Consider the following 16695-nt stretch of genomic DNA (forward strand, 5'->3'; position numbering starts at 1 on the left):
CTGATTAAGCCCCTAGATTTTCATTGTGTAACTGGGGATAGCGCAGCATCACCTCGTCGGTAATATCCAGCAGTTCACCCACGCCTATGATGTGCCACATCAAGTGTTCCAGCTTCTTGGCCTTGTGCTGGGCGTGCAGGCCTATGTATTCAAGCTCGCGCCTGATGTAGTTGATATCCGGCTTGCCGGCGGCGCCGCGGTAGATGCGAAGCGCCATGAAGCGGCCCAGATTTTGACTCTGTCTGATGAAGTGCAGCTGGGCCTGTTCATCGCCTATCTCCTTAGGCGGCAAGCACTTTATCTTGATTCGTCCCTGAGACTGACGGGAGATCTGCACATAGGTCTCGAAAAACTCTAATCCATGTTGCGGCTTCATCTGGCGGATAGGCGTGATGAAGTCCTCTTTGAGGCGTCCCTTGTCCAGCAGGGCGCTGAGGTCGTATTTCAGTGTCTCCTGGGTCGTCGCCGCAAATAGGTCGGCGATGGCGTTGGAGTGCTTGCTCACGCCCAATACGCTCAGCTTGGCCGATTTTGCCGTCTTCTCGATGAAGTAGGGCACAGAGGCCAACTCCCTCATCAGCAGGTTTTTCAGCCCGTCTGAGAGCTCCTTCATGTCGCTATTGGCCTCGGTCAGCTTCCTGAGCTTGTCACGGTTAGCCTCGATGAGACGGCTGAGGAAGGCCACGCCGACATGGGGCGTATGACCAACCATTGCGGCCAGGTGTATGGTGACGCCATTCTTGCGGGTGCGGATAAGCCTATAGGGCAGCTGCGCCAGACGAGTCTTACCCGCCAGATGTTGCAGCTTGGGAAAGGCGACCATGACCGGAGCCGTGGTATCAAAGTCGGCTGGTTCATCCAAGGTGACCTGCAGTCCCTTGCCCGAGATATCTAAGGTAAAGCCGTGGTGACTCTGCTTGCCCTGGCTGACGGTGACCAGGGTCTTGAAGGAGAAGCGCGCCTCATTACGCCGCTCGGTAAATTGCAGCGACAGCAGCTTGATCTGATCTTCCTGCAGCTTCTCCTGTCCGAAACGCTTCAGCTCATTGGCCTGATGGCCTTTGGCATCCCAGGCCTCATACTGAGGCAGAATATCTTCGTTGGTGAGATCGATAAGCTGCAGCACATGGGTGAAGCACTTGAGCTGGGCCTCTGTCAGCGAGGCGTAATAGCTCGAATCACCGGGCAAGACGCTGGATTTATAGGAGATCTCATGGTCTATCTCATGACAGGCCAGCTTGAAGATGCGCCAACTGGCCTTGGTCGCGCCAAAGCGCAGGAAGAGGCCAAGCAGATCGCTCTGTTTTAGCTCGGCGAGACTGGCAGAATAGAAGAAGATCGCCCCCTGGGCCTGAAAGGTAAAGCAGAAAAACAGGTTGTGGTCAGGGTCTTGCGGCGCATTGAATAGTGCCTGTAGCCGCTCGTGGGTCAACATGCCGCCGAGCTGACTGACCGACTTCTCATCGACAAAATATTGCTGTAGCTTCTGGTTGTCGCGGCTCAGTAACTTATGGGTCACACGGGACTGACCATCAATCTGCTCTACATATAGGGGCAGATGAGGCAGATGGGGCAGATAGTGGCGCTCGAAGCCCAGCCCCGTGGCGGTCACCAGTATGTCGTTGATATCCACCTTGTAGCGAAACTTATAGCCTTGGATCAGGTTGGCCAACATATCGGCAAGGGCATCGCTGCCACCCGTGCGTTTCAGGCGCATCCAACAGTATTCATGGTTGCTCTCGACGTCGACCACCTGATACTCGACCCCTTTCTGCAGATCATCGAAATAGTACTCGGCGCTCAGCTCCAGCAGTTTGACGATGAGCGGCTGCTCTGGGTTGAGGCCATGGTCGACAGGTAAGCGAATACGGGCGCCGCCGACCGAGAGATCGACTGTGATTCCCTTAATCTCGCTGCGACCCGGCTGCAACACGCCGATGCGGATCGCATAGTTCATCCGCTCTTCGGCGCGATTAAAATAGCTGCCTAAGATGGCGCCGCTGGCCACATAGGGAGTGAGGGCGCTATCGCCCTGAGCTTCGCCTTCACGCGTGCGTTGTCGCCGCAGTTTATGTCCCTCGATGACCTGCTCATACACCCCTAGCGTGTATTGCCCCTGATACAGTGCCAGTGCCTGCATAAAGTTCTCTTTAGCCGGGGCGTCGATAAAGTGGGTCTGGGCGCCGCTGTTAAAGGGCGCGCAGGGCAGTTCGGATCTGTCCCTGAGGTCGATCACCCGGGTACAGGGAGAGGAGAGACGGTTGAGTTCCATCTTGAGCAGAAAACGGGTCGAATTGGACTCGCTGGCGGTTAGATGATCAAACAGCTCCTGGAAATTGGTTTCCATCAGGAGGGGTTTTAGCTGTTCGATCAATGCCTTATGTTGCTCTAGACTCATGGATTATATCTTTTCGACTCAAAGTTGACGGCGCGGCTTATCTGTTAGTGTCGGCGGCTCGGGAAAAAACTTGATAGCCTTTTGTTTATTCAACACAATTTGCCCTCTCTGTGAGAGACAAATTCCGGGGTAAGTCCTAGGAGCAGTGTAAGGCATTTTGACTTCCTTGTGGGAATCATTTTCCTCCCCAGAGGGATGGGAGATAGGGGCAAGTAGACTACAGCCCCTTAAGATACTCATGTAGAATGCCCCCATGGAAGCGTGCGACCCTTAGATTCGTGAGTCGAGAAGGCAGATGTAGATGAGGGCGCGGCGAGATTAATGAGAAGACAAAACAGTTAAGCTATGGCGAAGAATAAAACAGCATATGTGTGCAGCGAATGTGGTCAGGACTTTCCCCGCTGGCAGGGACAGTGTAACGCCTGCGGCGAGTGGAACACCATCTCAGAGGTGAGGCTGGCGCCGGCCAAGTCGAGCGCTGGCGCCGTGGCTGGCTATGCAGGCGCCGTCGGTGGAGGCTCGAAGAAACTCAGCGAGGTGGAGGAGTTCGAGGCCAAGAAGCTGCTTACCGGCATAGGTGAGCTGGATCGCGTGTTATGTGGCGGTCTCACCACAGGTTCGGTCAACATCATCTCGGGGGATCCTGGTGCGGGTAAGACGACCATATTGTCGGATCTGGTGTCACGCATGTCACAGCTGATGCCCTCGCTCTACTGTACCGCCGAGGAGTCGCTGTCACAGTTTAAGAACCGAGTTAACCGCCTCAGGCTCGATTGCAATGAGGAAAACCTCTACCTGATGGCAGAGACCAATGTGGAGGCGATTATCGCCGAGCTTGAGGCTAAACAGGTCAAGTTTGCGGTGATCGACTCGATTCAGGCGGTGGTGACAGATTTGGCCAACGGCAGCCCTGGCTCGCCTTCTCAGGTCAAGGGCAGTGCCCAGGCGCTGACCCAATATTGTAAGCAAAACAATGTCACCATGTTCCTGGTGGCCCATGTGAACAAGAATAACGAGACCGCGGGGCCGCAGACGCTGATACATATCGTCGACTGCCTGACCCACCTGGAATGTAATGACGGACAGGTACGCACCCTGAGGGCCAACAAGAACCGTTTCGGCGACGTGGATACCGTCGGTATCTTCAGGATGACAGAGCGGGGCATGATAAGTGTCGATAACCCCAGCGAGATCTTCCTCTCGGGTTCCAGCACCGAATCGCCCGGTGCGGCCATCACCTGTATCCGTAAGGGCAATCGTAACCTGCTGCTGGAGATCCAATGTTTAACGACTGAGGCGGAGGGGGAGTTTCCCCAGCGGGTCTGTGTCGGGCTCAACATGAACCGTATCAAGATGCTAACGGGGATTTTGCGCAAGCACACCCGTACCAAGATTTACCACGATACCTATTTCAACCTGGTGGGCGGGCTTAAGATAGACGAGTCTGAGACCTGCATCGACCTGGCTCTGGTCACCGCACTGCTGAGCAGCCTCAACGAGTTTGTGGTACCGCGCACCACCTGCATCATGGGGGAGCTGAGCCTCAACGGCGACGTGCGCCCCATCGACAGCGGCGTGCCCAGGGTGAAAGAGGCGGTGCAGCACGGTTTTACCGAGATCTTTATTCCCTATCGCAACTATCATAAATCGATGGAAGGCCTGGGGGCCAAGATCAATCCGATCAAGACGATTCACGAGCTGCTAGAGCTGATTAGCTAGGGCCTGTTTATCTTTCGCGTTCATTTTTGCAGCATTCTGTATCGCTTTTATACAAGGCAGAGCGATTGTAATGTGGTGTGCTACATCAATGAGCGAAAACGCAGTAGAAAAATGATACAGAGGCTGCCCGCAGGGTTCGTCTTGAGCACGTTCAACTCTTTGTTACTCGGCTTTTATATAGAGTAACTATACTTCAAGCCTCATGCCGCGATTTGAACGTGCTCAATTAGAACAAAAATTGTTCTCAAAAGGTCAACAGGCCCTAGCACACATTTAATGAGGGTAGAGATGCAGATCAAAATACGTAGCGAAGCACCGGGCGATATTGCCGAAATTTACGCGCTGACTGAGGCGGCCTTTCTCGATGCGCCTCACACAGAGCATACCGAGCAGTATATAGTGAATGCCTTGCGTGAAGCCGGTGCGCTGGCAATATCCTTGGTGGCCGAATATGAGGGACGCTTGGTGGGGCATCTGGCGCTATCAAAGGTGACCATCTCGGAGAACAGCCCTAACTGGTATGGACTCGGCCCCATCTCGGTGTTGCCCGAGATGCAGGGAAAAGGGATTGGCAGCCAGTTGATGCAAGCCGGCATCGAAGCGCTAAAAAAGGCGCAGGCCAACGGATGCGTCCTGCTGGGTGAGCCTAAGTTTTACCAGCGTTTTGGCTTTGCGCCTATTGCGGGACTGGTGTTGCCGGGCGTTCCCGAGGAGTATTTTCTTGCCCTTAAGCTTGCCGGTAAGACGCCACAGGGAGAGGTGAGCTATCACCTTGCCTTTCTGGCGAAAGGAGAATAGCCGCAAGGCTCTAGCTAGGACTTTGCGCTTGGGGTTAATCTTCTTTGTTTGGCTATCCCACTGCCGTTGCCAAAGGGTTGATACTGCGCAGAGACTAAAAAGGGGACGCTATGTCCCCTGTTATTGATATTGACCGCAAAGCCGCTAGATGCTGGATTTACCCTTGGTCGTGGACCTCGATAAACATCTTGAGTTCGCGGTCAAGCAGGGACGCGTCGCCTATGTTGAGTTCGAGCATGCGTCTCAGGTGGCTGATGCTGTCGATATCGATATGCAGGCATTCGAGTCCAAGCTGGCCATCTTTTTGGTGGATGACCTGGGTCTCCATGGTGACCTCTACGTCAGAGCCCTCTAGGGTGAAGCTCAGGAGTATCGGTTCCTGGCTTGGTGCGAAGGCTGGGGGCAGCTCGACCAGAGCACCATTTAGGCTAAGATCATGGAGTGTGGTCGACCATACCTTATCGTCTTGGGTGAGCGTCGCATTGACATCGAAGAAGATGCGCGAAAATTGCCGCCTTTCATCCATAAGCTGTCTTAGCCTCTAATGTGAGCGTGATGTTAATAAGGTAAGCATAAGCTAACATGACCCGAGTGTAAAAATCTTGATTTATATTTAGCTTTAGTGACTTGAGGCAAAATCTCTTTGCCTAGGGCCTGTTTATCTTTCGCGTTCATTTTTGCAGCATTCTGTATCGATTTTATACAAGGCAGAGCGATTGTAATCTAGTGTGCTACATCAATGAACGATAACGCAGTAGAAAAATGATACAGACGCTGCCCGCAGGGTTCGTCTTGAGCACGTTCAACTCTTTGTTACTCGGCTTTTATATAGAATAACTATACTCCAAGCCTCCTGTCGCGATTTGAACGTGCTCAATTAGAACAAAATTTGTTCTCAAAAGGTCAACAGGCCCTAGGGCGATGAATCTGGTAGGCGACGCAGCTGGTGATTTTTTAGGGGCAATGGCGGCTAAAAATCGCGCCAGATCCCATAATTGAGATAAAGCTTATATGCAATTATGAAAAATTGTGAATAATAGCCTTAACCTTTATTTAACGCGTTTGGGAGCTGGGTCATGGCCCTAACTTCATTACAACCTTGTGTGCTTGTGGTCGACGATGAGGCGGTGATCCGTGCTCGTCTGAAGGGCTATTTCGAGAAAGAGGGTTATCGGGTGCTCGAGGCCGCCGATGGTGAAGAGATGTGGCAGCAATTCAGTAAGCAACATGTCGATCTCGTGATGTTGGATATCAATCTGCCCGGTGTCGATGGCCTTAGCCTGACGCGAGAACTGCGCAGTCGCTCAGATGTTGGGATCATCCTGGTGACGGGACGTGACGAAGCGATCGACAAGATCATCGGCCTGGAGATGGGCGCGGACGATTATGTGACTAAGCCCTTTGAGCTGCGCGAACTCCTGGTGCGGGTGAAAAATCTGCTCTGGCGTATCTCTCTGGTGAAGAAGGCGCAGCAGCAGACCATCGCCGAACTCGAACGCGGAGACGATCTCATCGAATTTGAAGATTACTGTCTGGCGCTTAACAGTCGTAAGCTTTCCCTGGGCGATGAGGTGATTAAGCTGACCAAGGCCGAATTTGAACTGCTGAGCGCCTTTGTGCTGCATCCACAGCAGGTGCTAAGCCGTGAGCGTCTGATGCAGCTCACCAGCCATCGCAATCAGGATGTGAATGACAGAACCATAGACGTGATCATTCGCCGTTTGCGTAACAAGCTAAATGCCGAGCTCTTCGTGACCGTCCACGGCGAGGGCTATCTGTTTGCCGCTAAGGTTGAGGATTAGCCCCGGGCGCCTCGACCCGGTAGATGGGGTAAAAATCTGCCGGCGCCAAGCTGTCTGTCAGCTGCTTCACCTGGCTATTTTTAGGCGTGAGTCCCTTTATCCTGGGGCCGATATCACCAAAAGGGGCGGCGCCCTCGAGTTCTCGCACCACCACATCTATTGCCAGCTTACCCTGTAATACCACCTGATCATCACTGCTGAATGATACCCTGTGGCGATACAGGCCGCGCAGGGTGGCGGGAGAGAGATAGCTGCTCACCAGCGCGACGTCTTGAGCTGTCTCCTGTTGTGCCAGGGCGCCGATGGCGGCCTCGATGGCCACTGCGCTGCCGAGAATATAGTCGGGGGTGTGATCTTTGAGCAGGTGATGCAGCTGATCCCGATAGAGCGCGCGATTGTTATCGGCATGGCGATTGGAGGAGATAGTTACCCGACTGCCCTCGAGTGCCGCCATGATCCCTTGTTCCACCCAGGTGCTGCCTCCCAGCTTCTCTGGGCCGAGCAGCAGTGCCAGCTTAGCGGGCTTATTTTTGGTGGTGCGGCGAATATAGTCGCCGGCATGCCATCCCATCTGATACCAGTTGACGCCGATGCGTGTGTTTACCAGCGGGCTGTCGAGTCGGTTTACCAAGGCCAGCATGGGCTTGCTGATCTGCCCCTGATAGTGCTTGAGTAGCTCAGGGTCCACTGTGCCCAGCAAGATGGCGTCAAAATTGCCGGCCATGCAGTGCTCGAGCTGCTCGAGTTGTTTGGCCTTACCATAGTAGCTGCCGGCCTCAAACAGCTCCAGGGCCACGCCAAGCTTACTGGCCTGGGTGACCAGACCATAGTCTATGCCTATCCAATAGGCATCTTTGAGGTGGGGAACCAGGGCGCAGAGTCGCCAGGGCTGTTTGGTCGTATCCAGGGGGCGATAGGTGAGCGTTTCGACCTGCTGAAGCTTGGCGTTATAGGGGCTGCGCTGCTGCAGTGACCAGGTATCTGCGGCGTAGGCGTGTGCCGATATTGCCAAACTGTCGGAGATCGTCAGGCCATAGAGGCAAAGACAAAAGGCGCTGAAAAAGGGAGATTTATTATGCTTCACCACGGGGCACTCAGTATAATGTAACCAGACGCATGTTATTGATTCATTGTAACAGTTAAACGGGAGCCATGTGGGCGCTTTATCACTCTCAGGAAAAAGTTTAGTCGGCCGATTGATGCTGGCCTTCAGCCTACTGGCCCTGCTCTTACTTCTGCTGGTGAGCCTGGGCAGCATTTCCCTCTATTGGGTGAAGATTGCCGACCAATATCTCTATGAAGAGGCGCTACCTGCCTCTGAAGCCGCGCGCCAATTGATGCAGTCGGCCAATGTGCTGCAGGACAATGCCCAGGCGCTGGAGCGCGTCGAGGAGGAGGCGGAGCGCGCCTTTATCGGCCGCAAGTTATCCATCGAGAGCGGTAACCTGCTCGGCGCCATCGCTCGTCTCAAGTCGCTGAATCTGCAAGGCGATAGTCACCTGGGGCCCAGGGCGGCGGAGATCATCCATGATCTCACTCAACTCGGGCATCAGGTGGGAGAGCGTCTGGCGCTCGCCAAGCAGTTGAGGGGGGATGGCGAGGCCCTAGTGGACGCATCCGGGCGGGCAATCGAACTGCTGGAGGCGGAACTGGCCGTAGTCGATTCGGCGGTACTGGCCAAGTTGAGCTTGGCCTATCCCGAGGTTGCCGGCGCGACACAAAGCGGCTATCTGCTCGATACCATCATAGAGAAAGATCTCGATATACAGGCGCGTCTCAATCGCGCCCTGGCCCTCATTCATCATCTGGCGCTGGTGGGTCAGCTGCTGCAGTCGCCCGAGCAACATCTGGGCCTGACTAAGGTGCTGGTCAGCATGTCGCGGGTGGTGACTCAGCAGCCCGGCGGCGAATATCGATTGCAGCCGAGTGAGGCCCAGGGCGGTGCCCCAGGTAATGATGCCGTTAACGCGTCAACCAGGGAGCAAAGAGGCGATCTGCTAGCCACTCAACCCGATCTGATGCCGCTCGAGCTGCTCAAGGGGGTGGTGCGCGATCCGGTGCGGGCGGCCGAGCTGGCCCACGAGTTAGATATCTTGCGCGGCGTCGGCGACAAGCTCATGCTGCAGCGCCGTTATGCCAAGGTGCTCGCCTCCCAGACGGCCCAGCTACAGCGACTGAGCGATAAGCTGGGCCAGCTCAATACCCTGGTGGACTCGGCCATGAAGGCTCAGCAAACCCAGGCGGAGCAGGCGAGAGGCGATTTTTTACGTCAGCTCTTCTGGGCCAAGGCCGGGCTCTGGGGCACGGGCCTTGTGATGTTGGTACTGATCCTGCTGGTGGTCTACCGGGTGATCTACAAGGGGATCGCGCTGAGGCTGCATGAGGCGACCGATGCCCTGGCACGCCTTAGCAAGGGCGATACTCAGGTGGCGCTCGATCCCCATGGGGATGACGAGCTGACCGCCATGGCCTCCGCCATCGATGCCTTTAAACAGAAGACAGATCATAATCAGCGTCTGCAGTCGGCGCTGCAGGAGACGGCCGATGAGCTATCGGCTCACAAGGCGTCGCTGGAGACCACGGTACAGGAGCGAACCCAGGAATTAGCCCAGGCCAATTGCCGCCTCGATGCCGAGGTCAAGGGCCATGCTCAGGCGAGACAGTTGGCCGAGTCGGCGGACAAGGCCAAGTCCCTCTTCTTGGCCACCATGAGCCATGAGATCCGCACGCCCCTCAACGGCCTGCTCGGCACCTTGACCCTGCTGGCCGAGTCACCCCTGCCGACGGCGCAGAAACAGATGCTCGCCCTGTCGCAGTACAGCGGCGCGCTGCTGCAGACGGTACTGAACGATATCCTCGATTTCTCCCGTCTGGAGCAGGGTAAACTGACTAACGAGCTGCGACCCGTGGCCATCAACGAGCTGCTGGATGAGGTGGTGGCCATAATGCTTGCCGGTGCGGGCAACGCCGGCCTGTCGCTGCGTCTCGAGCGAGACCGCCTGCCCGAGTGGGTAAGCCTGGATGGCCCCAAGCTGCGGCAGGTGTTATTTAATCTGTTAGGCAACGCCATCAAGTTTACTCCGGAAGGGGAGATCCGTCTCAGGGTACACCGCCAGGGGGAGCGCATCCATTTCGCGGTGAGCGATACCGGCCTAGGGATCCCCGAGGAGGTTATGCCGCGCCTGTTTACCGCCTATAGCGCCCAGCCCAACCAGGGGCGTAGCCGGGGCACCGGCCTGGGACTGGCCATCAGCAAGGAGCTGGTCACCCTGATGGGGGCGAGCGATGAGGGACTCTGGGTAGAGACGGAGGTCAATAAGGGCAGTATCTTCGGATTTAGCCTGCCGCTGATCGCCTGTGAGGCGCCGGCGCAGAGCACGACAGATATCGTCCCTCAGGTCGCGCCTAAGCGGGTGCTGGTGGTGGAAGATAATCAGGTCAATGCCATGGTGGCTCAGGGTTTCCTGGCTCATCTTGGTCATGAGGGGATATTGGCACCGAGCTGCGCCGAGGCGATGACGGTTTTCGAGGATAAAGAAGCGGGTTTTGATGCCGTGATGCTGGATATTCAGCTTGCCGACGGTTCAGGTATAGAGCTGCTGAGCGGATTGCGCGCCAAGGCTGCCCCGGGTGTGCCCTTTGCCGCCTTTACCGCTCAGCTACAGCCTCAGGATCTTGAGCGTTATCGCGAGGTAGGCTTCGATGAGATCCTGGCTAAGCCATTGAACATGCAGGCCTTGATGCGCTGGCTGGGACGGGCCTCGCAATCATCAAGCCCGCTATCTACAGCAACCAAAGCCACAGAAGTAATAGAAGCAACAGAAGCCACCGAAGTCACTAACGTCGCGGCGCAAGTCACTGAGGATGAAACGCCTAAGGCGTCGCAGCATGAGCATCCTCTGCTGGATAGCAATCAGTTCCAGGCGGATCTCGATTGCCTCGGCAAGGCGGCGATGACCGAGATGCTTAGCCTCTACCTTAGCTCTAGCGAGGCGCAGCTGACTCAACTTGAGGCATTAGTGGACGCTGTGGGAGCAGATAGCAAGAGTGAGACCAGTGGCAAGCTACTGCACGGCCTCAAGGGCAGCAGCGCCAACATGGGCATGCTCAGGATGACACGGCGCTGCCAACAACTGGAACATCAGGCGCTGAAGGCATCTGATATTGCGGCGCTTAAACAGCTTTGGCATGAGTCGGTTACCGCCTTCGAGAAGCGGCTAGCCCAGGCGGTTTAATCTACTCTGCAGTGCCCCGCCGGGCGGGAAAATCTACTAGAGACCTGGATGAAATCTGCTACACTGCGCGCCTAATAGCGAGTCTAAGACCAAACCAATAGCAAACCATTAGCAACTATAGTCAACCTAAGCGGGATCCTCACCATGTTATTTTCTCAATTGTCTCTGCCGGCCCCCCTGCAACAGGCGCTAGAAGCGCTGGCGTTTCGCGAGGCGACTCAGATCCAGGCCGAGGCGATCCCCTTGGTGCTCGGCGGCGGGGATCTTATGGCATCGGCCCAGACGGGCACTGGCAAGACGGCGGCCTTCGCCTTACCTATCTTGGCGCACCTGCTTGAACAAGCAGGCGAGGGGATTTCCCCTGTTTCGCCAAAGGCGTTGGTGCTGGTGCCCACCCGTGAGCTGGCAGTGCAGGTGCATCAGGGCATAGTGGATCTCGCGCGCTTCACCTCGCTGTCGGCGGGACTGGTTTATGGCGGTGTCAGCATAGATGCTCAGTGTCAGCAGCTCGCCAATGGGGTGGAGCTGATAGTGGCTACCCCTGGTCGCCTACTGGATCTGCACAGACGCGGCGCGGTTAAGCTGGATGCGATAGCGCATCTGGTGTTCGATGAGGCCGACCGCATGTTGGACATGGGCTTTGCCGATGAGATAGCCCAGCTGATGGCCCTCTTGCCGAGCGAGCGTCAGACCCTGCTGTTTTCCGCCACCTTAGATGACAAGGTACTCGAGCTGAGTCATCGCTGGCTTAAGCAACCTAAACGCGTAGCGGTCAGTGCGCAAAACAGTGCCAGCAAGGACGTCGAGCAGAGGGTCTATGCGGTGGACAGCGAGCGTAAGTTTGTCCTCTTGTCGCACCTGATCAACAAGGGCGATTGGCAGCGGGTGTTGGTGTTTAGTCGCAAGAAGGTCGCCGCCGATAAGCTGGCTGCGCGCCTGAGTGAACAAGGCATAGCCGCCAAGGCGTTTCATGGGGATCTGGGCCAGGGTGCCCGCGAGCAGGTGCTAGGTGATTTCCGCAAAGGGGACGTCAAGGTGCTGGTGGCCACAGATGTGGCGGCGCGGGGGATAGATATCGAGTCTCTCGACTATGTGGTCAACTATGAGCTGCCCTATGTGGCGCAGGACTATGTGCATCGTATCGGCCGTACCGGCCGGGCGGGTAAACAGGGGGTTGCAGTCACCCTCTATTGCGAGGAGGATGCTTTGCTGCTGGAGGAGATTGAGGCGCTGCTGGATAAGCGTCTGCCTCAGCAATGGCTACCCGGTTTCGAGCCGGATCTGACCAAGGCGGACCCCAATCCCCGTCGCCATGGCAAGGCGGCGCAGAAACGCCGCGCCAAGCGGCGCGGTCAGGGTGGTAGACGCTAGTTGCCAGCCGTTAACGTTAATATCAGGGGTTAGGCCGAGAGCCCCTCACAGTCCTGGCGTACCCAGGTTTGGGTAAGCCGGGCGAGGGCCTGATAGAAGCGGCCGCTGTCTCTGTCACTCACCCGCATGGCAAACTCAGGTAACCAGGCATCTAGGTACTGGGCGATAAAGGCCAGTTGGTCTTTATCATTCAGGCGAGTGGCCTGCTGGGCGACATAGGCCAAGATCACCGCAACATGGTCGGCGGGCTCGGGAAAGTCGCTCTGCACCTGCAGCTGGCTCTGATTAAGCAGCGCCATCATTTCCTGATGTTGGTCGCCGAAGAGCAAAGGCTGCTCCTCGTCTTCCTTAGACGTCAGATAGAGGCTGGCATAGGGATTGGCGCTCTGCTTGCCGCCCACCAGAAACAGGCCGCAATAGTCGGCGGCAAGGTTGAGCAGGGCCGGCTCATCATCGAGGCCTGCCAATACCTCCTGCAGGGTGTTAACCTCAGGTGCCAGCTCGGGATCGGTGGCGAGCAGGTCAAAGAAGGCCTGCGCCTCGCTGCTTTGCAGGCAGGTCAGGCGCTGATGATCTATCTCTTTGGCAAACAGATCCGACAGCAGGCGGTAGACCCTGGCTCGCGCCTGGTTTTGCGCTGTTTGGTTAATCGATGTTTGGTTCATCTTGTTTCTCCTTTGACCCGGCCCGCTTAGCGGCCGATCTCGATTGGACCGCTAAAGGCGCTGACTTCAGGCACCTTGCCGCTGAACTTCTCAAACTCCACCAGACAAGTGTAGGCGGCGCAGGCCTGTGCCAGCTTGGAACTGCCGATATCCTGAGTCAGGGTGTTGGGATCGCCATAACTACACAGGGCGCCGATCTCGTTGCCGCCTTGTTTGCTGCCATCCTTGCCGACCGGACCATACCAGGCGCCTTCGTGGATACGGATCACCCCCTGAGGGAAGCGGTTCGATACCCGGGCGCCCGCCAGTAGCTGACCCCTGTCGTTGAAGACGCGCACCAGGTCGCCATCTTTGATGCCGCGAGCCTTGGCATCCAGCGGGTTGAGATAGACAGGCTCACGCCCCTGAACCGTATAGGTTTCACGGTACTCCTGGGACTCACACATCTGCGAGTGCAGACGTTGATCCGGGTGGCATGACTGCATCCAGATGGGGTACTTGTCTGAGCCAGGGCCGCCGTGGCTGCGCTCGCTCTTCTCCATCCAGGTGGGGTGGCCAGGACAATCATCGTAGTTAAACTGGGCGATTTTACGGCTAAAGATCTCGATAAGGCCCGAGGGTGTGCCCAGCGGGTTGATCTCGGGATCCTCTCTAAAATCGCTGTGACGTGTCCAGGGCTGGCCTTCACCGAAGTGCACATAGCCTTGCTGCCAGAAGGTGTCGAAGTCAGGCATTTCGAACTTACCTGCGTTGGCCGCCTTACATTCGTCGTAGAGCTTTCTCAGCCAATCCATCTCGGTCAGGCCACGGGTATACTGCTTCTCTTTACCCATGATCGCTGCGAAGCGGGTGAAGATCTCAAAGTCCGACAGGCTCTCGTACAGAGGCTCGACCATCTTCTGCATCGCCAGGACGCCGCGGTTGGCATAGCTGCCGTACACGTCGATGTCGTTGCGCTCGAAGGTGGTACAGGCCGGTAGCACTATGTCAGAGAAGCGACAGGTAGCCGTCCAGTTCACGTCTATGGTGACCACACATTCCAGCTTGTGGAAGGCACGCTTCATCTTGTTTCTGTCCTGATGGTGGTTCCAGGGGTTGTTGCCCGAGAACACCATCATCTTGATGTCCGGGTAGGTGACCTTGTTACCGTTGGCATCTATCGTCTTGCCCGGCTCCAAGATGGCGTCGATCCAGCGTGCGACAGGGATAGTGCTGCTGGCACCCTTGAAGTCACTGCTGTCAAACAGGGGCTTTTGGCCCTCATCCAGGTTACGTGGGAAGGCGCCAGGCGCCGCCGCACCCGACGAAGGTACGCCTATGCTGGAGTAGTGGTGGCCGTAGCTGATGCCACCGCCGGGCAGGCCGATTTGGCCTATCATGGTGGCCAGTACCGCCGCCATCCAGTATGGCTGCTCGCCGTGTTGTTGGCGCTGAATACACCAGCCCATCATGATTTGGGTGCGGCCCTTAGTCATCACCTTGGCCAGATCTTTGATGATCTCGACGCTGACGCCGGTGATCTTGCTGGCCCACTCAGGCGTCTTGGCGATGCCATCTTTCTCACCCATTAGGTATGGCAGGAACTCATCGAAGCCCAGGCTGTAGCCGTCGATGAAGGCCTTGTCGTGTAGCTCTTGAGTCACCATCTCGTGGGCGATACCCAGCATCAGGGCCACGTCTGTCTGTGGGTTGATGTAGAGCTGTTCACAGCCAAGGTACTTCTGGGTCTTGGTGACCACGGGATCTATGCTGATCACCCTGATCTTCCCCTGGGCTACCTTCTCCTTGAGCTGCGCCAGATAGGCGTACGACTCGTGGGTCTCGGCGTTCCAGCCCACCTGCAGGTTCTTATAGGGGTCGTTCGACCAGAGGATGATGGTGTTGCTGTGCTCGAGGATCAGCGGCCAGGAGGTGCCCTGGGCGTAGACCTCGGTCGAGCCGAGCACGTAGGGCAGAATCGTCTGACCGGCGCCGGTGGAGTAGTCGCCGACCTTCTTGACGAAGTTACCGTGCATTCCTACCGCGCGCTGCATATGGCTGGTGGAGGAGTGCAGCTGACCCGTGGCGCGCCAGCCGGTCTGGCCCGCGTGTAGCCCGGATGGACCATACTTGGTCTGGACCTCATCTAATGAGTCTTTAAACAGCGACAGCGCCTTGTCCCAGGTGACACGCACGAAACGATAGTCGCCGCGCTCCTGGGTATTGCTCTTGTGACCCTTGAGCAGGAAGTCGAGGCGTACCATAGGGTAGCGCACCCGCGACGGATTGTAGACCAGGCCCTTTACCCCGTTAATCATGTCGGTTGGGTATTTATCCAGGTCGAAAGGAATCACCTGATCGATGACGCCGTTCTTGCGGGTCATCTTAAAGGCGCCGAAATGGGAGCCGGTAGTTTTCCACACCTCATCGGTTCTGGTGCTAGCCAGGGCGTTGAGCGGTGCCAACAGCGACGAGCCGCTTAGGGTGACATAGGAGCTGGCGGCGAGGCCTTTTAGAAAATCTCTTCTGTTCATGATGCTATCCTGTTAGTGCGCTGACTTGTCGAAAGTAGATGAATGTTCTTGCAGGTACTTCTGCACCAATGCCTGGGTGTCCTGATCCATGTTGACGAAGGCGATCATTCCCTGAAACATGCCAGGCCAGGTGTTGGCGTCAAAGTGCGCCTCGTCGGGCTGGGTGTGACACACGCTACAGCTGCTGGAATAGGTGTCGCGGGCGTAGTCCCATAGCGGCTGCAGGTCTTTCACCAGATAGTCGCCATCCACCCAGATCTTGGCTTCGACACGCTGCCAGGTCAGGCCGGTGAGGGGATCTTGCTGCTCTTCGAACACTTCCATGACGCCTGGCTCTAAGGCGGCATCTTTCGAGAGCTGCGCCGAGAGGATGTTCATGCCGAAATCGAAGTAGATCACTCGGCCCGCGCCTATCTTCTTGCGCCAGCCGTCGATGCCCACCTTGGCACGTTGGCCCTTGAGCTCAAGCACCTTTACCTTAGTGGCAATGTTGAGGGTGCCAGCCTCGACATCGGTCTTCTCATTGAAGAACAGTGGCTTGGTCAGGGCGCTGAAGTAGTTCTCACCGATAGCCAGGCTGCTCTCGCCTGAACCCACCTGGGCGATAAGCTCAGGGGCGCGTGAGGTACCCATGTCGGGCAGCTTGTGGGCGATACCCTTGTGGCAGTCGATGCAGCTCTGATCCAGCTCGGCCGCACGCTTCATCTGTTTCTGGGCCAGCTTGGACATCTCGTCCCACTTCATCGAGTTGTAGTTGTGGCAGTTCTTACAGGCCAGTGAGTTGTCGCGATCGAAACGTTTCCATTCGCGGCTCGCCATCTCCAGACGCTTGGCCTCGAACTTCTCTTCTGTGTTCACAGTCTGTAGCAGCCAACCCCACATGTCGTGAGAGGCCTCTATCTTGCGGCCAATCTTGCGGCTCCAGTTGTGGGGCACGTGGCAGTCGGGGCAGGTGGCACGCACGCCTGAGTGATTAGACCAATGCACAGTCTCTTGCAGCTCCTTGTAGGGCGTGCTCTCCATGCTGTGACAGCTGATACAGAAGGCTTCGGTATTGGTCGCCTCGAGGGCAGTGTTAAAGCCGCCCCAAAAGATGATGCCCATCAGGAAGGCTGACAGGCTAATGGCGCCCAGGGTAAGGGTCTTGGCGGGTTTGTTGAGGGTACGCCAAAGGGTGATAAACCACTTCATAGC

General features: G+C 56.6%; 11 protein-coding genes. 5 read left to right on the plus strand and 6 right to left on the minus strand.

Features of this window, described 5'->3' with window-relative positions:
* Nucleotides 1-4: 4 nt before the first annotated feature.
* Nucleotides 5-2398: a PilZ domain-containing protein gene (locus tag DB48_RS04530; RefSeq protein WP_041509117.1), complete on the minus strand. Its 2394-nt coding sequence runs from the start codon at nt 2396-2398 to the stop codon at nt 5-7.
* Between the two features lie 345 nt (nt 2399-2743).
* Here DB48_RS04530 and radA point away from each other — a divergent pair, with 345 nt between their 5' ends.
* On the plus strand, nt 2744-4117 hold the full coding sequence (gene radA, locus DB48_RS04535; protein WP_041509118.1) for a DNA repair protein RadA: 1374 nt from the start codon (nt 2744-2746) through the stop codon (nt 4115-4117).
* A gap of 288 nt (nt 4118-4405) precedes the next feature.
* Nucleotides 4406-4915 carry a GNAT family N-acetyltransferase gene (locus DB48_RS04540; RefSeq protein ID WP_041509119.1) on the plus strand — a complete coding sequence of 170 codons (510 nt, stop codon included), beginning with the start codon at nt 4406-4408 and terminating at the stop codon, nt 4913-4915.
* 157 nt (nt 4916-5072) lie between these two features.
* Here DB48_RS04540 and DB48_RS04545 read toward each other — a convergent pair whose 3' ends face one another.
* The gene (locus DB48_RS04545; protein ID WP_041509120.1) at nt 5073-5441 is read right to left on the minus strand and encodes a PilZ domain-containing protein; all 369 of its coding nucleotides are present in this window, start codon (nt 5439-5441) and stop codon (nt 5073-5075) included.
* A 550-nt stretch (nt 5442-5991) separates the two neighbouring features.
* Between DB48_RS04545 and torR the strand changes: the two genes are divergently transcribed.
* Nucleotides 5992-6717, plus strand: a complete 726-nt coding sequence (torR, locus tag DB48_RS04550; RefSeq protein WP_041509121.1) for a two-component system response regulator TorR — start codon at nt 5992-5994, stop codon at nt 6715-6717.
* On the opposite strand, the gene torT is transcribed toward torR, so the two are convergent.
* A complete protein-coding gene (torT, locus tag DB48_RS04555; protein WP_082035578.1) occupies nt 6701-7804 on the minus strand; it encodes a TMAO reductase system periplasmic protein TorT in 1104 nt (367 codons plus the stop codon). The genes torR and torT overlap by 17 nt on opposite strands.
* A 67-nt stretch (nt 7805-7871) precedes the next feature.
* Between torT and torS the strand changes: the two genes are divergently transcribed.
* Nucleotides 7872-10952 carry a TMAO reductase system sensor histidine kinase/response regulator TorS gene (gene torS, locus DB48_RS04560; RefSeq protein ID WP_041509122.1) on the plus strand — a complete coding sequence of 1027 codons (3081 nt, stop codon included), beginning with the start codon at nt 7872-7874 and terminating at the stop codon, nt 10950-10952.
* 144 nt (nt 10953-11096) lie between these two features.
* The gene (locus DB48_RS04565) at nt 11097-12323 is read left to right on the plus strand and encodes a DEAD/DEAH box helicase (protein ID WP_041509123.1); all 1227 of its coding nucleotides are present in this window, start codon (nt 11097-11099) and stop codon (nt 12321-12323) included.
* A 29-nt stretch (nt 12324-12352) separates the two neighbouring features.
* Here DB48_RS04565 and torD read toward each other — a convergent pair whose 3' ends face one another.
* The 3 genes from torD to torC are packed head-to-tail and all read right to left on the minus strand — an operon-like array spanning nt 12353 to nt 16692.
* On the minus strand, nt 12353-12988 hold the full coding sequence (gene torD / locus DB48_RS04570) for a molecular chaperone TorD (RefSeq protein ID WP_041509124.1): 636 nt from the start codon (nt 12986-12988) through the stop codon (nt 12353-12355).
* 26 nt (nt 12989-13014) lie between these two features.
* A complete protein-coding gene (gene torA / locus DB48_RS04575) occupies nt 13015-15501 on the minus strand; it encodes a trimethylamine-N-oxide reductase TorA (RefSeq protein ID WP_041509125.1) in 2487 nt (828 codons plus the stop codon).
* A gap of 12 nt (nt 15502-15513) precedes the next feature.
* Entirely contained in the window at nt 15514-16692 is a 1179-nt protein-coding gene (torC, locus tag DB48_RS04580) for a pentaheme c-type cytochrome TorC (protein ID WP_041509126.1), read from the minus strand.
* Nucleotides 16693-16695: the final 3 nt, after the last annotated feature.

It is taken from the genome of Shewanella sp. cp20, from assembly GCF_000832025.1.
Classification (GTDB): Bacteria; Pseudomonadota; Gammaproteobacteria; order Enterobacterales; family Shewanellaceae; genus Shewanella.